Source organism: Pseudomonas sp. GV047 (genome assembly GCF_003058245.1).
GTDB classification, from domain to species: Bacteria; Pseudomonadota; Gammaproteobacteria; order Pseudomonadales; family Pseudomonadaceae; genus Aquipseudomonas; species Aquipseudomonas marginalis.
Window position 1 is genome coordinate 269,401 of the sequence record NZ_QCWA01000004.1, and the last position, 24,120, is coordinate 293,520.

Sequence of the window (24,120 nt, forward strand, 5' to 3'; positions counted from 1 at the left end):
AAAATTGCAGGTTGGAGAGAGAAGGTCATGAGCCAGGGTATTGAGTTCAATCGGTTGATGTTGGATATGCGCGCCATGCAGATGGATGCCATGGCTCAACCGAAATCCGTCGCGCCAGCGCCGGAATTGGGCCAAAGCAGCTTCGCCGACATGCTCGGCCAGGCCATCAACAAAGTCAGTGATACCCAGCAAGCTTCCAGCCAGTTGGCCAATGCGTTCGAGATCGGCAAAAGCGGCGTGGACCTCACCGATGTGATGGTCGCCTCGCAAAAGGCCAGCGTTTCCTTCCAGGCCCTGACCCAAGTGCGTAACAAGCTGGTTCAGGCCTATCAAGACATCATGCAGATGCCGGTTTAAGGGCGAGATTTAAGTCATGGCAGAAGCAGTCTCCGACAACGTACCCGCCAAGACAGACGGCAAGCCGCCGCTGTTTGGCCTGTCGTTCCTGGAAAACCTCTCGGAAATGACCATGCTGCGTCAGGTGGGCCTGATGGTCGGCCTGGCTGCCAGCGTGGCGATTGGTTTTGCCGTGGTGTTGTGGTCGCAGCAACCCGATTACCGGCCGTTGTACGGCAGCCTGGCGGGCATGGATTCCAAGCAGATCATGGAAACCCTTGCCGCCGCCGACATCGCCTACACCGTGGAGCCCAACTCCGGCGCCCTGCTGGTCAAGGCCGACGATGTGGCCCGTGCGCGCATGAAGCTGGCCGCCGCCGGCGTGACCCCGTCCGACAGCAATATCGGTTTCGAGATCCTCGACAAGGACCAGGGCCTGGGGACCAGCCAGTTCATGGAAGCCACCCGCTACCGTCGTGGCCTTGAAGGCGAGCTGGCGCGCACCATTTCCAGCCTGAACAACGTCAAGGGTGCCCGCGTGCACCTGGCGATTCCGAAAAGCTCGGTGTTTGTGCGCGATGAGCGCAAGCCAAGTGCGTCGGTATTGGTCGAACTGTTTTCCGGCCGCTCCCTGGAGCCTGGCCAGGTCATGGCGATCATCAACCTGGTGGCCACCAGCGTTCCCGAACTGAGCAAGTCGCAGATCACCGTGGTCGACCAGAAGGGCAACCTGCTCTCCGACATGGCCGAAAACTCCGCGCTGACCCAGGCCGGCAAGCAGTTCGACTACAGCCGCCGCATGGAAAGCATGCTCACCCAGCGTGTGCACAACATCCTGCAACCGGTGCTGGGCAATGACCGCTACAAGGCGGAAGTGTCTGCCGACGTGGACTTCAGCGCCGTCGAGTCGACCTCCGAGCAGTTCAACCCGGACCAGCCGGCCCTGCGCAGTGAGCAATCGACCAGCGAACAACGTACCGCCAGCAATGGCCCGCAAGGTGTGCCCGGTGCCCTGAGCAACCAGCCGCCGGCCCCGGCTTCGGCGCCGCAAACCACCGGTGGCGCCGCAGCCACCGCGGGCGCGATCCAGCCTGGCCAGCCATTGTTGGATGCCAACGGCCAGCAGATCATGGACCCGGCCACCGGCCAGCCGATGCTCGCGCCGTACCCGGCGGACAAGCGTAACCAGTCCACCAAGAACTTCGAACTCGACCGTTCCATCAGCCACACCAAGCAGCAGCAGGGTCGCGTCAATCGCCTGTCGGTGTCGGTGGTGGTGGATGACCAGGTCAAGGTCAACGCCGCTGACGGTGCTGTAACGCGTGCACCGTGGAGCGCCGACGAATTGGCGCGCTTCACACGCCTGGTGCAGGACGCCGTTGGTTTTGACGCCAGTCGGGGTGACAGCGTCAGCGTGATCAACATGCCGTTCTCCGCCGAGCGTGGCGAAGTGATCGCCGAAGCGGCGTTCTACACCCAGCCGTGGTTCTGGGACATCGTCAAGCAAGTGCTGGGTGTGTTGTTCATCCTGGTGCTGGTGTTCGGCGTGCTGCGCCCGGTGCTCAACAACATCACCGGCAACGGCAAGAAACAACTGGCGGCCTTCGGTGGCAGCGATGTCGAGTTGGGTGGCATGGGCGGCCTGGACGGCGAACTGGCCAACGACCGCGTCAGCCTCGGCGGCCCGCAAAGCATCCTGTTGCCGAGCCCGAGCGAAGGCTATGACGCGCAGTTGAACGCAATCAAAAGTCTGGTAGCAGAAGACCCGGGCCGTGTGGCCCAGGTCGTGAAAGAGTGGATTAACGCAGATGAGTGATCGAGCCGCTGTTGCCAAGCTCTCCCGGGTCGACAAAGCCGCAGTCCTGCTGCTGTCCCTGGGGGAAACCGACGCCGCCCAAGTGCTGCGCCACATGGGCCCCAAAGAGGTCCAGCGGGTGGGCGTGGCCATGGCGCAAATGCGCAATGTGCACCGCGAGCAAGTCGAACAGGTGATGAGCGAGTTCGTCGAGATCGTCGGCGACCAGACCAGCCTGGGCGTCGGCTCCGACAGCTACATCCGCAAGATGCTCACCTCGGCCCTGGGCGAAGACAAGGCCAACGGCCTGATCGACCGCATCCTGCTGGGCGGCAACACCAGTGGCCTGGACAGCCTCAAGTGGATGGAACCGCGCGCGGTCGCCGACGTGATCCGCTACGAGCACCCGCAGATCCAGGCAATCGTGGTGGCCTACCTCGACCCGGACCAGGCCGGTGAAGTCCTCGGCCACTTCGACCATAAGGTGCGCCTGGACATCATCCTGCGCGTGTCGTCGCTGAACACCGTGCAGCCGGCGGCCCTGAAGGAACTCAACACGATTCTCGAGAAACAGTTCTCGGGCAACTCGAACGCCTCGCGCACCACCCTGGGTGGTATCAAGCGCGCGGCCGACATCATGAACTTCCTCGACAGCTCGGTCGAAGGCCAGTTGATGGACTCGATCCGCGAGATCGACGACACCCTGTCCGGCCAGATCGAAGACCTCATGTTCGTGTTCAACAACCTCTCCGATGTCGACGACCGTGGCATCCAGGCGTTGCTGCGCGAAGTGTCCTCCGACGTGCTGGTACTGGCCCTCAAGGGCTCGGACGAAGGCGTCAAGGAGAAGATCTTCAAGAACATGTCCAAGCGTGCCTCCGAGCTGTTGCGCGACGACCTGGAAGCCAAGGGTCCGGTGCGCGTCAGCGACGTGGAAACCGCGCAGAAAGAAATCCTCACCATTGCCCGCCGTATGGCCGAAGCCGGAGAAATCGTTCTCGGTGGGAAGGGCGGCGAAGAAATGATCTAAGGCGCTCCCCATGTCGAACAAAGATGAGGCGCCCAGCGATCTGATTCGCGCACGGGACGTCGGTGGGTTCGACATCTGGTCGTTGCCCAGCTTCGATCCGCATGTGCCCGAGCCCGAGCCGGAACCGGTCGAAGAGCCGCCGGTGGAAATGGAAGAAGTGCCGCTGGAGGAAGTCCAGCCACTGACCCTGGAAGAGTTGGAAAGCATCCGTCAGGAGGCCTACAACGAAGGCTTCGCCGCTGGCGAGAAAGACGGTTTTCGCAGCACTACCCTCAAGGTGCGCCAGGAGGCCGAGGCGGCGCTGAGCGTCAAGCTGGCCAGCCTGGAGCGCCTGATGGGCAACCTGTTCGCGCCCATCGCCGAGCAGGATTCGCAGATCGAAAAATCCATGGTCGGCCTGGTACAGCACATCACCCGCCAGGTGATCCAGCGCGAACTGGTGCTGGATTCCAGCCAGATCGAAAGCGTGATGCGCGAAGCCCTCAAGTTGCTGCCCCTGGGCGTCGGTAATGTGCGGCTGTACATCAACCCGCAGGACTTCGAACAGGTCAAAGCGATGCGCGAGCGCCATGAAGAAACCTGGCGCATCGTCGAAGATGCGGCGCTGCAGCCCGGCGGTTGCCGGGTCGAGACCGAGCACAGCCGCATCGATGCCACGGTGGAAACCCGCATCAGCCAGATCATGGCCAAGCTGCTTGATCAACAACACGAGCAGGCGCTGAACCCGGCCGAACCGGACCTGAGCGTGGACCTGGACGCCCCCGATGCGCCTTGATCGCACCAGCTTCGCCAAGCGCCTGGGCGGCTATGCCGAGGCCACCGAATTGCCCGGCCAGCCAATCCTCGAAGGGCGCCTGTTGCGCATGGTCGGCCTGACCCTCGAAGCCGAGGGCCTGCGGGCCGCCATGGGCAGCCGCTGCATGGTGATCAACGACGACAGCTACCATCCGGTGCAGGTCGAAGCCGAAGTGATGGGTTTTTCCGGCAACAAGATTTTCCTCATGCCCGTCGGCAGCCTGGCCGGCATCGCCCCCGGCGCCCGTGTGGTGCCCCTGGCCGACACCGGCCGCCTGCCCATGGGCATGAGCATGCTCGGCCGGGTGCTGGACGGCGCCGGTCGCGCACTGGACGGCAAGGGCGGCATGAAAGCCGAAGACTGGGTGCCGATGGACGGCCCCACCATCAACCCGCTCAACCGCAACCCCATCAGTGTGCCGCTGGACGTGGGGATTCGCAGCATCAACGGTTTATTGACGGTCGGCCGCGGCCAGCGTCTGGGCCTGTTCGCGGGTACGGGGGTGGGTAAGTCGGTGTTGCTCGGCATGATGACGCGCTTTACCGAGGCCGACATCATCGTGGTGGGCCTGATCGGCGAGCGGGGCCGCGAGGTGAAGGAGTTCATCGAACACAGCCTCGGCGAAGAAGGCCTCAAGCGTTCGGTCGTCGTTGCGTCGCCGGCGGACGATGCACCGCTGATGCGTCTGCGCGCGGCCATGTACTGCACACGCATCGCCGAATATTTTCGCGACAAGGGCAAGAACGTCCTGTTGCTGATGGACTCGCTCACCCGTTTCGCCCAGGCCCAGCGGGAAATCGCCCTGGCCATCGGCGAGCCCCCGGCCACCAAGGGCTATCCGCCGTCGGTGTTCGCCAAGCTGCCCAAACTGGTGGAGCGCGCCGGTAATGCCGAGGCCGGTGGCGGCTCGATCACCGCGTTCTACACCGTATTGTCCGAAGGCGATGACCAGCAGGATCCCATCGCCGACTCGGCGCGGGGTGTGCTCGACGGCCACATCGTGCTGTCGCGGCGTCTGGCGGAGGAGGGGCACTACCCGGCCATCGACATCGAAGCGTCCATCAGCCGGGTCATGCCGGCGGTGGTCACGCCGGAGCATATGGCCCGCGCGCAGCAGTTCAAGCAGCTGTGGTCGCGTTATCAACAGAGCCGCGACTTGATCAGCGTCGGTGCCTACGTGGCCGGCGGCGACCGCGACACCGACCTGGCGATCGCCCTGCAACCGCAGTTGGTGACCTACTTGCGCCAGGGCCTCAACGACAAGATCAGCATGGGTGAAAGCGAAGCGCACCTGGGTTCGATCTTCGCTCCTGCGCCGGGCGGCTAAGCCATGGCCAACAGCCGCGCTGCGCGCCTGGCCCCGGTGGTCGACATGGCCGAAAAGGCCGAGAAAACCGCGGTCCAGCGCCTGGGGTATTTCCAGGGCCAGGTGCGCTTGGCGGAAAGCAAGCTGGGCGACCTGGAGCGTTTTCGTGGCGAGTACCAGCAGCAATGGATCGAACGCGGCACCCAAGGTGTGTCGGGGCAATGGCTGATGGGTTACCAGGGCTTTCTCAATCAGCTCGAGACGGCCGTCGGCCAGCAGCGCCAAAGCCTGGCCTGGCACCAGAACAACCTCGACAAGGCCCGCGAGAGCTGGCAGCAAGCCTTCGCCCGCGTCGAGGGCCTGCGCAAACTGGTGCAGCGCTACATCGACGAAGCGCGGGCATTGGAAGACAAGCGCGAGCAGAAATTGCTCGACGAATTGTCCCAGCGCCTGCCGCGCCAATCACAATACTGACGGTTGCCCGCCTGCCACATTTGATCTGCTGTGTTGCTGGTATCCCATTCGCCTGCTACACCTTGTGTCTATGCCTATGACAAGGAAGCAGTCGCATGTCAATTGAGTCAGAAGTATCCCTGGACGGGAAGAAGTTGACGATCGCAATCAAGGGTCGGTTCGATTTCAGCAGCCACCAGGCGTTTCGTGAGGCTTACGAGCGTTTCTACAAGGTGCCTGAGTCGTATGTGGTCGACCTGAAGGAAACCACTTACATGGACAGTTCGGCCCTGGGCATGCTCCTGCTGTTGAGGGACCATGCCGGCGGCGAGGAGTCGGAGGTCCAGGTGATCAACACCAACTCCGATGTGCGCAAGATCCTCGCCATCTCCAACTTCGACAAATTGTTCGACATCAATTGAGCGCCCTGGCCCCCGCGGTTGAGCCGCTGACGATCCTGATCGCCGAAGACAGTGCCGCCGACCTGCTGTTGCTGTCGACCATTGTGCGACGCCAGGGGCACCAGGTGCTCACTGCAACCAATGGCGAGGAGGCCGTTGAGCTATTCGCGCGCGAGCGTCCGCAACTGGTGTTGATGGACGCGATCATGCCCGTGATGGATGGCCTGACCGCCGCGCGGTGGATCAAGCAGTTGGCGGGGGAGGAGCTGGTGCCGATCATCTTCCTCACGTCCCTGCGCGAGAGTGCCGCCCTGGCCGAGTGCCTGGATGCCGGCGGCGATGATTTCCTGCCCAAGCCCTATAACCAGTTGATCCTGGCGGCCAAGATCAACGCCATGGACCGCCTGCGCCGGCTGCAGGCGACGATGCTGCAGCAGCGCGACCAGATCGCCAGGCACCATGACCACTTGCTGCATGAGCAGCGGGTGGCCAAGGCGGTGTTCGATAAAGTCGCCCATTCCGGCTGCATTAACGCGGCGCCGAATATCCGCTACCTGCAATCGCCCTATGCGCTGTTCAACGGCGACCTGCTGCTGGCGGCGTATACGCCGTCGGGCGACATGCACGTGCTGCTCGGCGATTTCACCGGCCATGGCCTGCCGGCGGCGGTGGGCGCCATGCCCCTGGCGGAAGTGTTCTACGGCATGACTGCCAAGGGCTACGGCCTGGCGCAGATCCTGCGGGAGATGAATGCCAAGCTCAAGCGCATCCTGCCGGTGGACATGTTCTGCTGCGCCACCCTGCTGTGCCTGAGCACGCAGCGGCGGGTGGTGGAGGTGTGGAACGGCGGCATGCCCGAAGGCTATGTGCATGAAGTCGCCAGCGGCAGGCGCACGCCGCTGCAGCCGCGGCATTTGCCGTTGGGGGTGCTGTCGGCGGAGGCGTTTGATGATCGCACCGAGGTCTGGCCCATGGCGCTGGGTGACCGCGTGTTCCTGCTCTCCGATGGTGTGCTGGACACCGCCGACGCCAATGACCAGCTGTTTGGCGTCGAGCGCTTGCAGCAGGTGTTTGCCGCCAACCGTGAGCCCGACCGGCTCTTCGACGACATCGAGCGCGCCCTGGCGGCTTTTCGCGGGGAGGCGCGGGACGATGTCAGTATGGTGGAAATCATCCTGCAACCCGGGCAGCCGCTGCGTGCGACCGGGCTGCTGTATGCCGACAGCGGCCAGACATGCCCGCTCGATTGGTCGGTGAGTTTCGAATTTCGGGCCGAAACCCTCAAGCGTTACAACCCCTTGCCCTACCTGCTGCAACTGCTGCTGGAGATCCAGGGGCTGCGCGAGCAGAGCGGGGCGCTCTACAGCGTCATGGCCGAGTTGTATTCCAATGCGCTGGAACATGGCGTGCTGGGCCTGGACTCGCGGCTCAAGCGCGATGCCCAGGGCTTTGCCGAGTATTATCGCCAGCGCAATGACCGCCTGGCGCAGTTGAGCAGTGGCTATGTGCGCGTGCATGTGCAGGTGGTGCCCACCGAGGCGGGCGGCAAGATGACCCTGCGCCTTGAAGACAGTGGGCCAGGGTTCGACGTGGAGCAGGTGCTGGCCCGGCCGCTGGACATCGATGGCCTGTCAGGTCGAGGCCTGAGCCTGGTGCGTCAACTCAGCAGCCAGGTGCGCTGGTCCGACGGCGGACGCAGTGTCTGCGTAGAGTTTTGCTGGGGGGCTCTGGCATAATCCGCCGATTCTTGATCAAGGAGCGAGCAAGTGGCTGAGATTCATATGGACCCGGACGTGCTGTCGGGTTTGCAGGAGGTCATGGAAGGCGAGTATCCCAAGCTGCTCGATACCTTCCTCGATGACTCCCAGAAACGCGTCGAAGCGTTGCGCAAGGCGCGGGACGACGCCAAGGCACTGGGGCGTATCGCCCATAGCTTCAAGGGCAGCAGTGGCAACCTCGGCGCAGTGCGGTTGGCGCACCTGTGCCAGCGCTTGGAGGCGGAGTCCGCTGAGGCCGCGGCGGACCTGGGGGCGCTGGTGGACCAGATCGATCATGAGTTTGCCTTGGTGAAGCCGATGTATGAGTCGGAGCGGCAGCGGTTCCAGATTTGATTCCATCCGTGTGAAAACCTGGCCCGACTCTTGCTCTACCTCCTGATACTGCATCCCCGATCCCCATGCAGTGGAGACCTTTACCTATGCCAGTCGCCCCGAATTCGCTTCTCCAGGCTGCCCCTGCGGCCAAGCCTCAAGCGCCTGCCGTCAATCCACCGGCAGTGGCTGCGGACCCACGGGACAAGGGCCCAGGCTTCGCTCAGGTGTTCGCCAGCCAGGGTTCCAAACCCACGGTCAAGGCTGATGACAACTCGGCCAAGCCCACGCGGGACAAGCCTGTCGATGCCAGCGCCAAGCCTGCGGCGGGCAACGACAAACCTGCCGCCGCCACGCCAGCGGTTGCCGATAGCGGCAATACCTTGCCTGCCAAGCCTGCGGCATCGTCCGACGACACTGCCAGCAAGGATGACGCTGCACCTGTGGATCCGGCCCTGGCGCAGCAGCCTCCCGTGGACCCGGTGGTCGACCCGGCATTGATTGCCACGGTCACCCCGGTGGTGGTGCCGGTGCCGGTGGAAACCCCGGTCCCCGCAGCCGCTGCCAAGGATGACAAGGCCGCACCCGTGGTTGCGGCGCCAATCGCAGCGACCGAGGACGCCACGCCGGCCTTCGACCCTGAGGCCGATCCCCTGGACGCCATGCCGGCCGTACGCCTGGCAATGGAGCAGGGCGGGCACGTGTCGGCCAGCAGCCAGGCACCGGCCAAAACTGCCCCGACGACCACCCAGGACCAGCCAACCGCCGCCCAGAACTTTGCCGCCGGCCTGGCCACCATGGTCGACCAGCAAGCCACCAAGGACAGTACGGACCAGGGCGGCGACAAGGCCTTCAGTGGCTTGATCGAAGGCGGCCTCAAGGACTTGAAGGAGGCCAGCAGCGACACCCGCGTCGATGACTTCGCCAACCGCCTGGCCGCATTGACCCAGGCGGCCACGCCGAAAACCGCGAATGCCTTGCCGCCGGTGACGAATGCGCCGCTGGCCATGCATCAGAGCGGCTGGACCGACGAGATCGTCAACCGTGTGATGTACCTCTCCAGCGCCAACCTCAAGTCGGCGGAGATCCAGTTGCAGCCGGCTGAGCTCGGGCGCCTGGACATCAAGGTCAACATGACCGCCGACCAGCAGGCCCAGGTCAACTTCATGAGCGCTCACCCGGTGGTGCGCGAAGCCCTGGAAAGCCAGTCCGGTCGCTTGCGCGAGATGTTCGCCCAGCAGGGCATGGGCCAGGTGGATGTGAACGTGTCCGACCAGTCCCGTGGCCAGGAGCAACAGCAACAGCAGGCGCAGACGGGGGGCGTTAGTCGCAGCGGGCGGGGTGGCGACAGCGGCGACAGCGGCAGCCACATTGAAGTGGCCGAAGCCGTGGCGCCCGTGACTTCGACGGTGATCGGCTCCAGCGCCGTCGACTACTACGCCTGATGTGAGTCTGGCATAGGACAAAATGTGGGAGCGGACTTGCTGTGGTGGGTAGGCTTGCTGTGGTGAGCTGGCTTGCTGTGGTGAGCTGGCTTGCAGTGGTGAGCGGGGTTGCTGTGGTGAGCGGGGTTGCTGTGGTGAGCGGGCTTGCCCCGCGCTGGACTGCGCAGCAGTCCCATTGTCGGTGAGCAAGCCCCCCACCACAGCCCCCCCCCCTTCCACATTTTTTTGTGGCGTTCCTCTGTCTGCGCTCAGCCAGACAACTCTGGCATAACACTTGCTCTTGCCTTTCCGTAGATCTATGAATCCCCGAATAGTGACGGATTATTGGCATGGCGAAGAGCGACGACGCAGCAAAAGCACCCGCACCCGCAGGCAAAGGCAAGCTCAAGCTTATCCTGATGATTGTCGTGGGCCTGCTCCTGGCCATCGGCGCCTCGGTGGGCGGCACCTGGTACATCATGCACAGCAGTGCCAGCAAGCCGGCACCTGCCGCCGAAACCGCCACTAACGCCAAGCAACCGGCAATCTTCGAGCCGATGCTTCCGGCCTTTGTCGCCAACTTCAACCAGAACGGTCGTCAACGCTACCTGCAGGTGAGCATCACTTTGCTGGCGCGTAACCAGTCGGACCTGGATGCCCTCAAGGTGCATATGCCGGTGATCCGCAACAACCTGGTGATGCTGTTCTCCGGGCAGAGTTTCGACACCCTGGCCACCCCGGTGGGCCAGGAAATGCTGCGCCAGAAGGTCACTGCCAGCGTGCAGGAAGTGGCCCAGAAGGAGCTCGGCAAAGTCGTGATCGAGCAGGCGCTCTTCACTAATTTCGTATTGCAGTAGGATCACCCCATGGCCGTGCAGGACCTGCTGTCCCAGGATGAAATCGACGCGCTGTTGCATGGCGTCGACGACGGTCTGGTACAGACTGAAATGGCTGCCGAGCCCGGCAGCGTCAAAAGTTATGACCTGACCAGCCAGGATCGCATCGTCCGTGGACGCATGCCGACCCTTGAGATGATCAACGAACGTTTCGCCCGTTACACCCGGATCAGCATGTTCAACATGCTGCGCCGCTCGGCGGACGTGGCGGTGGGCGGCGTGCAAGTGATGAAGTTCGGCGAGTACGTGCACTCGCTGTACGTGCCCACCAGCCTCAACCTGGTCAAGATCAAGCCATTGCGCGGTACCGCGCTGTTCATCCTCGACGCCAAGCTGGTGTTCAAGCTGGTGGACAACTTCTTCGGCGGTGACGGCCGTCACGCCAAGATCGAAGGCCGTGAATTCACCCCTACCGAATTGCGCGTGGTGCGCATGGTGCTGGAGCAGGCCTTCATTGACTTGAAGGAAGCCTGGCAGGCGATCATGGAAGTCAATTTCGAGTACATCAACTCGGAAGTGAACCCGGCCATGGCCAACATCGTCGGGCCGAGCGAGGCCATTGTGGTGTCCACGTTCCACATCGAGCTCGATGGCGGTGGCGGCGACCTGCACGTGACCATGCCGTATTCGATGATCGAGCCGGTGCGCGAAATGCTCGACGCCGGTTTCCAGTCCGACCTGGACGACCAGGACGAACGCTGGGTCAAGGCCCTGCGCGAAGACCTGCTGGATGTCGACGTGCCGCTGAGCGCTACCGTGGCCCGGCGCCAGTTGCGCCTGCGGGATATTTTGCACATGCAGCCGGGGGACATTATCCCGGTCGAATTGCCGGACGAAATGATCATGCGCGCCAACGGCGTGCCGTCGTTCAAGGTCAAGCTGGGGTCCCACAAGGGCAACCTCGCTTTGCAAGTGGTTGAGCCGATCAACCGTCGCTGATCCCTATTTATGAATGTTTGCTCCGCCGAGGACATGTAATGGCTACCGAACACGAAAACACTTCCGCCGAAGACCAGGCCCTGGCTGACGAGTGGGCTGCGGCCCTGGAAGAAACCGGCGATGTCGGCCAGGACGATATCGACGCACTGCTGGCCGCTGATGCCGCCACAGCACCAGCGGGTAATCGCCTGCCCATGGAAGAGTTCGGCAGCGTGCCGAAGAACAACGACCCGGTGACCCTCGATGGGCCGAACCTGGACGTGATCCTCGACATCCCGGTGTCGATCTCCATGGAAGTGGGCAGCACCGACATCAACATCCGTAACCTGCTGCAACTCAACCAGGGCTCGGTGATCGAGCTGGATCGCCTGGCCGGTGAGCCGCTGGACGTGTTGGTCAACGGCACCCTGATCGCCCACGGCGAAGTGGTGGTGGTCAACGAAAAGTTCGGCATCCGCCTGACCGACGTGATCAGCCCAAGCGAACGCATCAAGAAGTTGCGCTGATATGAAACGGCTGATGGTGGGACTGTTCGCCGCGCTGCCATTGGCGGTGTGGGCGGCGGAGCCGGTAGCCCAGGTTGCCGCTGCGCCCGTCGGCGGCAGCGTTGGCGGGCAACTGACGCAGTTGGTGCTGGGCCTGTTGCTGGTGGTCGGCTTGATCTTCGTGTTGGCCTGGCTGATGCGGCGCGTGCAGAGCATCGGCCCGGGCAATGCCCAGGTCATCGAAATGATCGGCTCGCGCGCCCTCGGCCCGCGTGACCGGCTGGTGCTGGTGCAAGTGGGCGAGGAACAGATCCTGCTGGGCATTACCCCCGGCCGAATCACGCCGCTGCATGTGCTCAAGACCCCGGTGCCAACCACCCAATCCCAGCCCGCCACGCCAGAATTCGCCCAGCGCCTGATGGAATTGCTGGGCAAGGATCAGAAGGATAAGAAGTAATGCGCGTTTTATTGACGCTCATGCTGTTGCTGGCCACGCCATTGGCGCTGGCCGCCGACCCGTTGTCGATCCCGGCGATTACGCTGGGTACCAACGCGGCGGGGGCCCAGGAGTATTCGGTCAGCCTGCAGATCCTGCTGATCATGACCGCGCTGAGCTTTATCCCGGCGTTTGTCATGCTGATGACCAGCTTTACGCGGATCATCATTGTGTTCTCGATCCTGCGTCAGGCCCTGGGCCTGCAGCAGACTCCGTCGAACCAGATCCTCACCGGCATGGCGTTGTTCTTGACGATGTTCATCATGGCGCCGGTGTTCGACAAGGTGAACCAGCAAGCCCTGCAGCCGTACCTGGCCGAAAAAATGACTGCCCAGGATGCGATCGACAAGGCCCAGGGCCCGATCAAGGATTTCATGCTGTCGCAGACCCGTTCCAGCGACCTTGAGTTGTTCATGCGCCTGTCCAAGCGTACCGACATCGCGACTCCGGACCAGGCGCCGCTGACCATCCTGGTGCCGGCGTTCGTCACCTCGGAACTGAAGACCGCGTTCCAGATCGGCTTCATGATCTTTATCCCGTTCCTGATCATCGACCTGGTGGTGGCGAGCGTGCTGATGGCCATGGGGATGATGATGCTGTCGCCGCTGATTATTTCATTGCCGTTCAAGATCATGCTGTTTGTGCTGGTGGACGGCTGGGCGCTGATTATCGGCACGTTGGCCGGCAGTTTCGGAGGGGTGTGATGTGTTAGGTGAAGCAGCATGACCCCAGAAGTCGCCGTCGACCTGTTCCGTGAAGCACTGTGGCTGACCACCGTGATGGTTGCCGTGCTGGTGGTGCCGAGCCTGTTGGTGGGCCTGCTGGTGGCGATGTTCCAGGCCGCGACCCAGATCAACGAACAGACCTTGAGTTTCCTGCCGCGCCTGCTGGTGATGCTGATCACCCTGATTGTCGCCGGCCCGTGGCTGGTGCAAACCTTCATGGAATACATCCTGCAGCTGTACGGCAGTATTCCGCAGTTGATCGGCTGACCCGATGCAGTCCTTGCTGGCATTGACCGACACCCAGATCAGCACGTGGGTGGCCTCGTTCATCCTGCCGTTGTTCCGGGTGACGGCCATGCTGATGGCCATGCCGGTGTTCGGCACGACCCTGGTTCCACGCCGGGTGCGCCTGTATTTCGCCGTGGCCATTACCGTGGTGCTGGTGCCGGGCTTGCCGCCCATGCCGCCGGTGAATGCCCTGGACCTCAGCGCCCTGATGCTGATCGCCGAACAGATTCTGATCGGCGCCATGCTGGGTTTTTCCCTGCAACTGTTCTTCCAGGCGTTTGTGATTGCCGGGCAAATCATCTCGATCCAGATGGGGATGGGCTTCGCCTCCATGGTCGACCCTACCAACGGCGTGTCGGCGGCGGTGATCGGGCAATTCCTGACCATGCTGGTGACCCTGCTGTTCCTGGCCATGAACGGTCACCTGGTGGCGTTCGAGGTGTTGACCGAAAGCTTTACCACCTTACCGGTGGGCTCCGGGCTGGTGGTCAATCACTTCTGGGAAGTGGTCGGGCGCCTCGGCTGGGTGCTTGGCGCCTCGCTGTTGCTGGTATTGCCGGCGATCACCGCGCTGCTGGTGGTCAACATCGCGTTTGGCGTCATGACCCGCGCGGCACCACAGCTGAACATTTTCTCCATTGGTTTCCCCTTGACCCTGGTGCTGGGCATGGGGATTTTCTGGGTCGGCCTGGCTGACATTCTCAATCAGTATCAACCGCTGGCGACCGACGCCTTGCAGTTCCTACGTGATCTGGCACGGGCGCGCTGAGCCATGGCCGAGAGCGAGAGTGGTCAGGACAAGACAGAAGACCCCACGGAGAAACGTAAAAAGGACTCCAGGGAAAAGGGCGAGATTGCCCGTTCCAAGGAACTCAATACCGTTGCGACCATGATGGCCGGAGCCGGTGCCTTGCTGATCTATGGCGGTGGCCTGGCGCTGGACTTGATGGAGCTGATGAAGCACAACTTCACCTTGCCCCGCGATGTGCTGCTCAACCCTGGCTCCATGGGTCAATACCTGCTGCACTCGGGCAAGATCGCGATATTGGCGGTGCAGCCGATCCTGATCACCCTGCTGCTGGCCGCGCTGATCGGCCCGGTCGCCCTCGGCGGCTGGCTGTTCGCCGCCGGCAGCATGGCGCCCAAGTTCAGCCGCATGAACCCTGCGGCCGGTCTCAAGCGCATGTTTTCCGCCAAGGCCCTGGTGGAGCTGCTCAAGGCCCTGGCCAAGTTCATCCTGATTCTGTTCGTGGCGCTGATGGTGTTGTCGTCCGACATCGACGACTTGCTGCGCATCGCCCATGAACCCCTGGAGTCGGCGATCATCCACAGCGTGCAGGTGGTGGGCTGGAGTGCGCTGTGGATGGCCGCCGGACTGATCATCATCGCGGCGGTGGATGCGCCGATCCAGTTGTGGGAAAGCCACAAGAAACTGCTGATGACCAAGCAGGAAGTGCGCGACGAGCACAAGGACCAGGAAGGCCGCCCCGAGGTCAAGCAGCGCATCCGCCAGCTGCAGCGGGAAATGTCCCAGCGCAAGATGATGGCCTCGGTGCCCGACGCCGACGTGGTCATCACCAACCCGACCCACTACGCCGTGGCCCTCAAGTACGACCCGGAGAAGGGCGGCGCACCGATGCTGCTGGCCAAGGGCAGCGACTTTACCGCGTTGAAAATCCGCGAAATCGCCGTGGCCCACGACATCCTGCTGCTGGAGTCGCCGGAGCTGGCGCGGTCGATCTTCTACTCCACCGACCTTGACCAGGAAATCCCGGCGGGGTTGTACCTGGCCGTGGCCCAGGTGTTGGCGTATGTCTATCAGATTCGCCAATACCGCGCGGGCAAGGGCAAGCGCCCGGATCCGCTCAAGGATCTGCCGATCCCGCCTGAGTTGCGCCGCGACTCCTGAGGCAGGGTTGTCGTGCTTGCGGTGTTTCAGTCTGTCGGTAAATGCCGCCTACCTGTCAAGTTTGACAGTTGTGAGCTGGCACTTCTGAGCGTTACATGGGATTCCCATCCATGCAGAGGGATTTCCCCCCATGAGCGGCTCCTCAACCAAACCCCTTCCTCTCCTTGCGATCAACCTTCCTGGCCAGCGGCGACGTCCCGGCAATGCGGTCGACAAGCAGGCTGCCCAGCACGGCTTTTATCCGAACAAAGGTCTCGATGTGCATGTGCGTGAGACCTTTGGCCAAGCCGACAGTGCTGTTGAGCTGATATTGGACGGCGAGGTGATTGCCAGCCATAAGCTCGAAGGTGACCCGCTGCAGGCCGGGATCAAGTTTTCGGTAGCGGCCGAACGGCTCACCCATGGCCCGCATGTGTTGAGCTATCAGGTCAAGCAAGGTCGCTCGGGCCTGCGTCAGGCCACCCGCCAAGCCATCGTCCGCGTGCATGCCCAGCGCCTGTTGTACTTGGGGGTGCCCGTGAAGAAGAACGATGAACGTGTCTATGTGAACATCGATATCAGGGTCGAACCCTGCATTGCCACCCTCACGGCGGCCGCCGAAGTGGTTCATATGATCGAGGGCAATATTGGCAGTTTTCTGTTCAGTCCGGATGGCCGGTATCTGCATGCCGAATGGGTCAATGGCATTGCGAAGATCGATCTTCAGACAATCAGCCTCGTCGATAACTATCCCGTCTTCATTGAAAAGCTGGGAGGGTTCAGCCCCGACGGGCGGTTTCTATATGCATGCAATTGGCTGTATAGCCATTTGTTCATCGTTGATGTGCAGGAAAAAGAGCTATTGCCAGGCGCTGTCATTGAGGAATACGCCACGGGGCTGGTGCTTGGTCGCGATGGCGGCCAGATTTATGTTGGTGCGTGGGGTGGCCCTGGGAACGCTGAAGCTTCGCTGATCATTGTCGACAGGGCGTCGCAGGAAGTGATCAAGAAAATACCAGTTGGGGCCATCACGTTCGACACCGTGGGCAATCCGCACGACGGCCATGTCTATGTGGCTTGTCTTGGCGTGCTGGGCGAAGGGGCTGGGGTCTATAGGTTCGATCCTGTCAGTGAGCGCGTCGAAAAAATATCCAAGCACCCGGCCTGGGGGCTGACCTTGAGTGCCAATGGCCAGCGGCTGTATGCATACGGCGGTGACATTATCAGTGTCATCGACACGAAGACCGGCAGAGAGAAGGAGAATCAGCGTTTGTCTGTGCGGTCATTGGCCGTGAGTCCGGACGGGAAGTGGGTATACACCGGGTCCTATGAAGAGCACGGACGGATTGACGTGTATGACGCGCAAGGCTGGACGTTGGATCACAGTATTTCTATTTTCAAACCCTTCATTCATCGCATGGAAACCCAGAAGTCCAACGGCGACCTGTGGGTGTGCTTCTCCAGCGAGTAACGACGTAAAAGCCGAGGCAGGCGAGTGGCCTGCCATTCGTCGTCACTCCTTGCCTACCTGTCAAGTTTGACAGTAGCCAACCTGCCATTCTCGCGGTTCCATACCACCAGGTACTGCGCGCACGCTGTTAATAGATGCAGGGAGTGGCGATGGCTGTGGTGACGGGAACGATCAAATCTTATGACCCGAAGTCCCGCAAGGGGGTGATTGTGCTGGATGATCGCGCAGAGGTGGTGTTGGTGGATTCGCTCGGTTCGCAAGGGGTTCGGCTTTCAGTGGGTTTGAAGGTCGAGCTTCAGATGATCCATCGACCCGATGGCGTGTATGCATCAAGGGTCAGGCTTATCTTGTGACACCGGCGCAGGTTCTTGAGTGAAATCTAGGGAGAACGGCAATGGCAACGGGCACGGTGAAGTGGTTTAACGCGGAGAAGGGGTTTGGGTTTATTTCTCCCGACGACGGCAGTGCGGATGTATTCGTCCATTACTCCGCTATAGACAGCGCGGGCTTCAAAAGCCTGGATGAAAAGCAAAAAGTCGAATACGAAGTGACTCCGGGTCAAAAAGGGCCGCAGGCGGCCAATGTGAGACCGTTATAGAAAGGTCCCGTGCAGTAAATGCAAACGGATCCAACGGTGGGACGGGAGCAGCCTTTCTCTCACCGTTGGAGTGTTTACATCCGATAGAACTCGGGCGCCTGTAGCGATCCACCTCCTCAAAAGCAAAGTTGGAAGGCTTCTTGCAATACCGCCTCCAGGACGCCTCCCGGCGTCAAAAGTTTGCTTCAAGGAAACGAGGAATATCGGTGGTGGATCGCTCTCAAATGTTCAGCACGGCCCGTGGCACCCTGACTGACCTCTCGCGGGGCAATCTGGGTGTGCCGTTGTTGTTGCTGGTCATGCTGGCAATGATGATGTTGCCGATGCCGCCGTTCCTGCTGGACGTGTTCTTCACCTTCAACATCGCCCTGTCCGTCGTCGTCCTGCTGGTGTGCGTCTACGCCTTGCGGCCGCTGGATTTCGCGGTGTTCCCGACGATCCTGCTGGTGGCAACCCTGTTGCGCCTGGCGCTGAACGTGGCGTCCACCCGTGTGGTCATGCTCCACGGCCAGGACGGCCACGCCGCTGCCGGTAAGGTGATCCAGGCCTTCGGTGAGGTGGTGATCGGCGGTAACTACGTGGTCGGTATCGTGGTGTTCGCGATCCTCATGATCATCAACTTCGTGGTGGTGACCAAGGGCGCCGGACGGATTTCCGAGGTGAGCGCACGCTTTACCCTCGACGCCATGCCCGGCAAGCAGATGGCTATCGACGCCGACCTCAACGCCGGCCTGATCGACCAGAACCAGGCCAAGACCCGTCGCTTGGAAGTCGCCCAGGAAGCCGAGTTCTACGGTTCCATGGACGGTGCCAGCAAATTCGTGCGCGGTGACGCCATCGCCGGCCTGCTGATCCTGTTCATCAACCTGATCGGCGGCATGGCGGTCGGGATCTTCCAGCACGGCATGACCTTCGGCGATGCGGGCAAGGTGTACGCCCTGCTGACCATCGGTGACGGTTTAGTGGCGCAATTGCCATCACTGTTGTTATCTACAGCTGCCGCCATCATGGTGACCCGTGCTTCGGGCTCCGAAGACATGGGCAAGCAGATCAGCCGCCAGATGTTTGCCTCGCCCAAGGCCCTGGCCGTGGCGGCCGGCATCATGGCGATCATGGGGATCGTGCCGGGCATGCCCCATGTGTCGTTCCTGAGCATGGCGGCCCTGGCCGGCGGCGCGGCCTACCTGTTCTGGAAAAAGCAGAATGCGGTCAAGGTCCAGGCCCAGCAAGAGATCGCCCGCCAGCAGGAACTGCTGCCGTCCCCGGCCCGCGCCCAGGAAACCAAGGAGTTGGGCTGGGACGACGTGACCCCGATCGACATGATCGGCCTGGAAGTCGGCTACCGCTTGATTCCGCTGGTGGACCGCAACCAGGGCGGCCAGTTGCTCGCGCGGATCAAGGGCGTGCGCAAGAAGCTGTCCCAGGACCTGGGCTTCCTGATGCCCACCGTGCATATCCGCGACAACCTCGACCTGGCCCCGAGTGCCTACCGCCTGACCCTGATGGGCGTGATTCTGGCTGAAGCCGAGATCTACCCGGACCGCGAGCTGGCAATCAACCCCGGCCAGGTATTCGGCAGCCTCAACGGCATTACCGCCAAAGATCCGGCTTTTGGCCTGGAGGCGGTGTGGATCGAAATCAGCCAGCGCAGCCAGGCGCAGTCCCTGGGCTACACCGTGGTGGACGCCAGCACCGTGGTCGCCACCCACCTCAACCAGATCCTGTACAAGCACTCCCACGAGCTGATCGGCCACGAAGAAGTCCAGCAATTGATGGGCTTGCTGGGCAAGGCCTCGCCAAAACTGGCAGAAGAGCTGGTGCCGGGCGTGCTGTCGTTGTCGCAACTGCTCAAGGTGCTGCAGGCGCTGCTGGCCGAACAGGTGCCGGTACGCGACATTCGCAGCATTGCCGAGGCTATCGCCAACAATGCCGCCAAGAGTCAAGATACCGCCGCGCTGGTGGCGGCGGTGCGTGTCGGATTGTCCCGCGCAATCGTGCAAAGCATTGTAGGGCTTGACTCCGAGCTGCCTGTGATCACCTTGGAGCCAAGGTTGGAACAGATATTGCTCAATAGTATTCAGAAGGCAGGACAAGGCCAGGAAGAGGGCGTTCTGCTGGAGCCAAGCATGGCTGAGAAACTGCAGCGTTCGTTGATCGACGCCGCACAGCGCCAGGAAATGCAGGGCCAACCGGTGATTCTGCTGGTGGCGGGTCCGGTCCGGGCGATGTTGTCGCGGTTTGGACGTCTGGCAGTACCGAATTTGCACGTTTTGGCTTATCAGGAAATTCCTGACAACAAGCAAGTGACTATCGTCGCGACAGTAGGGCCCAACGGCTGAGGGTAGTGGGTTATGCAAGTTAAGCGTTTTTTCGCCGCCGATATGCGTCAGGCCATGAAACTGGTCCGCGATGAGCTGGGCGCCGATGCCGCGATTATCGGTAATCGTCGTATTGCCGGCGGTGTCGAGCTGACGGCTGCCCTGGACTACACCCCCTCGGCATTGGCGCCGCGTGTGCCGAACATGGAACTCGAAGACGAGCTGCGCAAGACCGCTTCGCGCATCGTCTCGGCCCAGGCTGAGCTGAGCATGCGTGGCGACAGCGATGCCTCCACCAATCGCCAGTTGTTCGCCGGCCTGCCGCTGACCGCCGCCGAGCCGCTGGTTGAGCCAACATTCATCGAACCGCCGCGTCCTGCCGCGCCAGCCCCGGCCGCCGCAGTCGACCAGCGCGTCTTCGACTCGATGCGTTTTGAACTCAACGGCCTGCGCGAATTGCTGGAAGTGCAACTGGGTTCGCTGGCCTGGACCCAACTGCAAGGCAGCAAACCGCACCAGGCCAACCTGTGGCGCCGCCTGCAACGCATCGGCCTGTCCGGCCCGTTGTCCCGCGACCTGCTGGCCCTGACCACCGAAATCGAAGAGCCTCGCCAGGCCTGGCGCATGTTGCTGGCCCACCTGGCGCGGATGATCGCCACCCCGGAAATCGAACCCCTGGAAGAGGGCGGTGTGATCGCCATGGTCGGCCCTGCCGGCATGGGCAAGACCACCACCCTGGCCAAGCTGGCGGCGCGCTATGTGCTCAAGTACGGCGCGAACAACATCGCGCTGGTGAGCATGGACAGCTATCGCATCGGCGCCCAGGAACAGCTCAAGACCCTGGGCCGTATCCTCAATGTACCGGTCACCCACGTCGACCCGGGCCAGTCCCTGGCCAACGCGCTCGATCCATTGCTGCGCAAGCGCGTGGTGCTGATCGACACCGCCGGCCTGCAGGCCAGCGATCCGGCGTTGCGCCTGCAACTGGAAAGCCTGGCGGGGCGTGGCATCAAGTCGAAAAATTACCTGGTGCTTGCAACCACCAGCCAGAAACAGGTTCTTACCGCTGCGTACCATAGCTACAAGCGTTGCGGTCTGGCCGGCTGCATCCTGACTAAACTGGATGAAACCGCCAGCCTGGGCGAAGTGTTGAGCCTGGCTATCAGCCATGAACTACCGGTTGCCTACCTGACCGACGGGCCGCGGATCCCGGATGATTTGCATCTGCCGCGCCGTCATCAACTGGTCAGCCGCGCCGTCAGCGTGCAAATGCAAGAAGAGCCTAGCGAGGAAGCGATGGCCGATATGTTCGCCGACCTTTACCACAAGCCTGCAAAACGGGTGGGTTGAGGTGCGATGAACACCGTGAAATGTACCTACATCGATGGTCTGCAAGCGACTCACGCGGCCAAGCCATGTAGCCTGCGTCTAAGCAAGACAAGGTAAAGAAATAAAATGGGCAGCATGCATCCCGTACAGGTGATCGCGGTGACCGGCGGCAAAGGTGGCGTCGGGAAAACTAACGTGTCAGTGAATTTGTCCCTGGCCCTGGCAGAGCTTGGCCGTCGCGTCATGCTGCTGGATGCTGACCTGGGGCTGGCGAACGTCGACGTTCTGCTGGGACTGACGCCCAAACATACCCTGGCCGATGTGATCGAGGGGCGCTGTGAGCTGCGCGACGTGCTGCTCCAGGGCCCTGGCGGGATCCGCATCGTGCCGGCCGCCTCCGGTACCCAGAGCATGGTGCACCTGAGCCCGGCGCAGCATGCCGGCCTGATCCAGGCATTCAGTGACATCGGCGACAACCTCGACGTGCTGGTGATCGACACCGCCGCCGGGATCGGCGAGTCCGTGGTCAGCTTCGTGCGCGCGGCGCAGGAAGTCTTGCTGGTGGTCTGCGATGAACCCACCTCGATCACCGACGCCTACGCCCTGATCAAACTGCTTAACCGTGACTACGGCATGAACCGCTTCCGCGTCCTGGCCAACATGGCCCAGAGCCCGCAGGAAGGCCGCAACCTGTTCGCCAAGTTGACCAAGGTCACGGATCGCTTTCTCGATGTCGCCTTACAATACGTCGGTGCAGTTCCCTACGACGAGTGTGTGCGCAAGGCTGTGCAAAAGCAGCGTGCAGTCTACGAAGCATTCCCTCGTTCCAAGTGCGCATTGGCGTTCAAGGCTATTGCCCAGAAGGTCGATACCTGGCCGTTGCCTGCCAACCCTCGGGGGCATCTGGAGTTTTTCGTCGAGCGATTGGTGCATCAGACGAGTGCAGGACCGGTGCTATGACAGCGAACGGCTATAACGCTTACAAGAAATCTGCCCGTGACAGCCAGGGCGAGTTGATCGAGCGCTATGCGCCACTGGTCAAGCGCATCGCCTATCACCTGCTGGCACGCCTGCCCGCCAGCGTCCAGGTCGAAGACCTGATCCAGGCGGGCATGATCGGCCTGCTCGAAGTGTCGACCAAGTACGACGCGAGCAAGGGCGCGAGCTTCGAGACGTATGCGGGGATCCGCATCCGTGGCGCGATGCTCGACGAAGTGCGCAAGGGTGACTGGGCGCCGCGTTCGGTGCACCGCAATACACGCATGGTCAGTGACGCAATTCGTGCAATTGAAGCAAAAACCGGTCGCGACGCTAAAGATCACGAAGTTGCGGCCGAACTCCAATTGAGTCTCGACGATTATTACGGGATTTTGAACGATACCTTGGGCAGCCGCCTGTTCAGTTTCGACGACCTGTTGCAGGACGGCGAACACGAAGGGCTGCACGAGGACGGCGCGAGCGCGCATATGGAGCCGTCCCGTGACCTGGAAGATGAGCGTTTCCAGGGTGCGTTGGCGGACGCCATTGCCAACTTGCCGGAGCGTGAGCGGTTGGTATTGGCGCTGTACTACGACGAAGAGCTGAACCTCAAGGAAATCGGTGAGGTCCTGGGGGTCAGCGAATCCCGTGTCAGCCAGTTGCATAGCCAGTGCGCGGCCCGCTTGCGGGGGCGTCTGGGAGAGTGGCGAGCGCGCTGACAGGCAGTGTGGGGAGCATTGCAAAGCGATACCGCGAAGGTGATAGGCCTTCGCGGGCTCGGGCCGTGGTGCCCTTGGCAGTCCTTTTTGTGTAATGCCTGTTGATTGAAATGGCGCGTCCAGGTGCTGGGCGCGTTTAAGACTGCTTGGAGGTCGAATTGGACAAGAACATGAAAATCCTCATCGTTGATGACTTCTCAACGATGCGGCGGATCATAAAAAACCTGTTGCGTGACCTTGGGTTCACAAACACGGTCGAGGCGGATGACGGCCTGACGGCGATTCCGATCCTCAACAGCGGGAGCATCGACTTTCTGGTAACGGACTGGAACATGCCGGGGATGACCGGTATCGACTTGTTGCGCCACGTGCGTGCCGACGAAAAATTGCGCAGCCTTCCCGTGTTGATGGTGACCGCCGAAGCCAAGCGTGAACAGATCATCGAAGCCGCCCAGGCCGGGGTCAACGGTTACGTGGTCAAACCATTCACTGCACAGGCCTTGAAAGAGAAGATCGAAAAGATCTTCGAACGCATCCACGGCTGATGCCATCGCGGGGGAGCTATGGAGCATAAAGAAACGTCACAGGGAGACTTTGAGTCGACCCTGAAAAAGCATGCTCACCAGTTGGTTGACAGCCTTGAAAAAGGCCAGTTCGGCGATGCGGTGCAGTTGATCCATGAGCTCAACCAGACCCGTGACCGAGGCCTGTACCAGGAAGTGGGCAAGCTCACACGCGAGCTGCACAGCGCAATCGTCAATTTCCAGATTGACCCGCACATGCCCCAGGCCGAAGAGATTTCGCAGATCACCGACGCCACCGAACGCCTGTCCTATGTGGTCAGGCTGACCGAGGCGGCGGCCAACCGCACCATGGACCTGGTGGAAAACGCCACGCCCCTGGTCAACGGCATGGCCACGGAAGCCCACGCCCTGAGCGTTGACTGGGGCCGCTTCATGCGCCGTGAAGTCGGTGCGGAAGAGTTTCGTGAGCTGGCCCGTCGGGTCGAAGGGTTTTTGTCACGCAGCGAGCAGGAAAACCGCATGGTTTCCAGCAACCTCAATGACATTCTGCTCGCCCAGGATTACCAGGACCTGACCGGTCAGGTGATCAAGCGTGTGACCCAGTTGGTCACCGAAGTGGAAAGCAACCTGCTCAAATTGGTACTCATGGCCGGCCAGGTCGACCGTTTTGCCGGCATCGAACATGACCGCGAAGCGATCCTCTCTGAAAAAGATCCACAAAAACATCTCGCCAAGGGTGAAGGTCCGCAGATTCATGCCGATAAACGTGAAGACGTTGTGTCAGGTCAGGATGACGTAGATGACCTGTTATCCAGTTTAGGCTTCTAAGGAGCAC

Annotated in this window: 27 protein-coding genes; all 27 read left to right on the forward strand. The window is 61.7% G+C overall.

Going from position 1 to position 24,120, the window contains the following annotated elements; all coding sequences use genetic code 11:
* Nucleotides 1-27: 27 nt before the first annotated feature.
* On the forward strand, nt 28-357 hold the full coding sequence (gene fliE, locus C8K58_RS12335; protein ID WP_010208741.1) for a flagellar hook-basal body complex protein FliE: 330 nt from the start codon (nt 28-30) through the stop codon (nt 355-357).
* A 16-nt stretch (nt 358-373) separates the two neighbouring features.
* On the forward strand, nt 374-2,152 hold the full coding sequence (gene fliF, locus C8K58_RS12340) for a flagellar basal-body MS-ring/collar protein FliF (protein ID WP_027603850.1): 1,779 nt from the start codon (nt 374-376) through the stop codon (nt 2,150-2,152).
* Entirely contained in the window at nt 2,145-3,161 is a 1,017-nt protein-coding gene (gene fliG, locus C8K58_RS12345) for a flagellar motor switch protein FliG (protein ID WP_017527617.1), read from the forward strand. The genes fliF and fliG overlap by 8 nt, the downstream gene beginning before the upstream one ends.
* A gap of 10 nt (nt 3,162-3,171) precedes the next feature.
* The gene (gene fliH, locus C8K58_RS12350) at nt 3,172-3,936 is read left to right on the forward strand and encodes a flagellar assembly protein FliH (RefSeq protein WP_027603851.1); all 765 of its coding nucleotides are present in this window, start codon (nt 3,172-3,174) and stop codon (nt 3,934-3,936) included.
* The gene (gene fliI, locus C8K58_RS12355; protein WP_027603852.1) at nt 3,926-5,284 is read left to right on the forward strand and encodes a flagellar protein export ATPase FliI; all 1,359 of its coding nucleotides are present in this window, start codon (nt 3,926-3,928) and stop codon (nt 5,282-5,284) included. Before fliH ends, fliI begins: the two co-directional genes overlap by 11 nt.
* 3 nt (nt 5,285-5,287) lie before the next feature.
* Entirely contained in the window at nt 5,288-5,737 is a 450-nt protein-coding gene (gene fliJ, locus C8K58_RS12360; RefSeq protein ID WP_027603853.1) for a flagellar export protein FliJ, read from the forward strand.
* 95 nt (nt 5,738-5,832) lie between these two features.
* The gene (locus C8K58_RS12365; RefSeq protein WP_027603854.1) at nt 5,833-6,138 is read left to right on the forward strand and encodes an STAS domain-containing protein; all 306 of its coding nucleotides are present in this window, start codon (nt 5,833-5,835) and stop codon (nt 6,136-6,138) included.
* Nucleotides 6,135-7,853 (forward strand): fused response regulator/phosphatase, encoded by a 1,719-nt coding sequence (locus C8K58_RS12370; protein WP_108573772.1) that lies wholly within the window; start codon nt 6,135-6,137, stop codon nt 7,851-7,853. Before C8K58_RS12365 ends, C8K58_RS12370 begins: the two co-directional genes overlap by 4 nt.
* A gap of 30 nt (nt 7,854-7,883) precedes the next feature.
* A complete protein-coding gene (locus tag C8K58_RS12375) occupies nt 7,884-8,228 on the forward strand; it encodes an Hpt domain-containing protein (RefSeq protein ID WP_065940558.1) in 345 nt (114 codons plus the stop codon).
* Between the two features lie 86 nt (nt 8,229-8,314).
* Nucleotides 8,315-9,652: a flagellar hook-length control protein FliK gene (locus C8K58_RS12380; protein ID WP_027603857.1), complete on the forward strand. Its 1,338-nt coding sequence runs from the start codon at nt 8,315-8,317 to the stop codon at nt 9,650-9,652.
* A gap of 329 nt (nt 9,653-9,981) precedes the next feature.
* A complete protein-coding gene (fliL, locus tag C8K58_RS12385) occupies nt 9,982-10,488 on the forward strand; it encodes a flagellar basal body-associated protein FliL (protein WP_065924962.1) in 507 nt (168 codons plus the stop codon).
* Between the two features lie 9 nt (nt 10,489-10,497).
* Complete coding sequence (fliM, locus tag C8K58_RS12390) at nt 10,498-11,466, forward strand: flagellar motor switch protein FliM (RefSeq protein ID WP_027603859.1); 969 nt, start codon at nt 10,498-10,500, stop codon at nt 11,464-11,466.
* A 38-nt stretch (nt 11,467-11,504) separates the two neighbouring features.
* Complete coding sequence (gene fliN / locus C8K58_RS12395) at nt 11,505-11,972, forward strand: flagellar motor switch protein FliN (RefSeq protein ID WP_027603860.1); 468 nt, start codon at nt 11,505-11,507, stop codon at nt 11,970-11,972.
* 1 nt (nt 11,973) lies between these two features.
* Nucleotides 11,974-12,408 carry a flagellar biosynthetic protein FliO gene (fliO, locus tag C8K58_RS12400; RefSeq protein ID WP_108573773.1) on the forward strand — a complete coding sequence of 145 codons (435 nt, stop codon included), beginning with the start codon at nt 11,974-11,976 and terminating at the stop codon, nt 12,406-12,408.
* The gene (gene fliP, locus C8K58_RS12405; RefSeq protein WP_027603862.1) at nt 12,408-13,151 is read left to right on the forward strand and encodes a flagellar type III secretion system pore protein FliP; all 744 of its coding nucleotides are present in this window, start codon (nt 12,408-12,410) and stop codon (nt 13,149-13,151) included. The genes fliO and fliP overlap by 1 nt, the downstream gene beginning before the upstream one ends.
* A gap of 18 nt (nt 13,152-13,169) precedes the next feature.
* Nucleotides 13,170-13,439, forward strand: coding sequence for a flagellar biosynthesis protein FliQ (fliQ, locus tag C8K58_RS12410; RefSeq protein WP_027603863.1), 270 nt, complete (start codon nt 13,170-13,172; stop codon nt 13,437-13,439).
* Between the two features lie 4 nt (nt 13,440-13,443).
* Nucleotides 13,444-14,229 (forward strand): flagellar biosynthetic protein FliR, encoded by a 786-nt coding sequence (fliR, locus tag C8K58_RS12415; protein WP_092355178.1) that lies wholly within the window; start codon nt 13,444-13,446, stop codon nt 14,227-14,229.
* 3 nt (nt 14,230-14,232) lie between these two features.
* Complete coding sequence (gene flhB / locus C8K58_RS12420; RefSeq protein ID WP_027603865.1) at nt 14,233-15,369, forward strand: flagellar biosynthesis protein FlhB; 1,137 nt, start codon at nt 14,233-14,235, stop codon at nt 15,367-15,369.
* Nucleotides 15,370-15,499: 130 nt separating this feature from the next.
* Nucleotides 15,500-16,819 (forward strand): YncE family protein, encoded by a 1,320-nt coding sequence (locus C8K58_RS32395; RefSeq protein WP_158277074.1) that lies wholly within the window; start codon nt 15,500-15,502, stop codon nt 16,817-16,819.
* Nucleotides 16,820-16,968: 149 nt separating this feature from the next.
* Entirely contained in the window at nt 16,969-17,172 is a 204-nt protein-coding gene (locus C8K58_RS12445; protein ID WP_108573778.1) for a DNA-binding protein, read from the forward strand.
* 41 nt (nt 17,173-17,213) lie between these two features.
* Complete coding sequence (locus C8K58_RS12450) at nt 17,214-17,417, forward strand: cold-shock protein (protein WP_098478959.1); 204 nt, start codon at nt 17,214-17,216, stop codon at nt 17,415-17,417.
* Between the two features lie 224 nt (nt 17,418-17,641).
* Nucleotides 17,642-19,756, forward strand: coding sequence for a flagellar biosynthesis protein FlhA (gene flhA / locus C8K58_RS12455; protein WP_222935394.1), 2,115 nt, complete (start codon nt 17,642-17,644; stop codon nt 19,754-19,756).
* Between the two features lie 12 nt (nt 19,757-19,768).
* Nucleotides 19,769-21,085 (forward strand): flagellar biosynthesis protein FlhF, encoded by a 1,317-nt coding sequence (gene flhF, locus C8K58_RS12460; protein WP_027603868.1) that lies wholly within the window; start codon nt 19,769-19,771, stop codon nt 21,083-21,085.
* Nucleotides 21,086-21,190: 105 nt separating this feature from the next.
* Complete coding sequence (gene fleN / locus C8K58_RS12465) at nt 21,191-22,024, forward strand: flagellar synthesis regulator FleN (RefSeq protein ID WP_003192912.1); 834 nt, start codon at nt 21,191-21,193, stop codon at nt 22,022-22,024.
* Entirely contained in the window at nt 22,021-22,761 is a 741-nt protein-coding gene (gene fliA / locus C8K58_RS12470) for an RNA polymerase sigma factor FliA (RefSeq protein WP_015885174.1), read from the forward strand. Before fleN ends, fliA begins: the two co-directional genes overlap by 4 nt.
* Before the next feature lie 170 nt (nt 22,762-22,931).
* On the forward strand, nt 22,932-23,306 hold the full coding sequence (locus C8K58_RS12475; RefSeq protein ID WP_160385018.1) for a chemotaxis response regulator CheY: 375 nt from the start codon (nt 22,932-22,934) through the stop codon (nt 23,304-23,306).
* A gap of 18 nt (nt 23,307-23,324) precedes the next feature.
* Nucleotides 23,325-24,113, forward strand: coding sequence for a protein phosphatase CheZ (locus C8K58_RS12480; protein ID WP_027603869.1), 789 nt, complete (start codon nt 23,325-23,327; stop codon nt 24,111-24,113).
* The last annotated feature ends 7 nt before the right edge of the window (nt 24,114-24,120 follow it).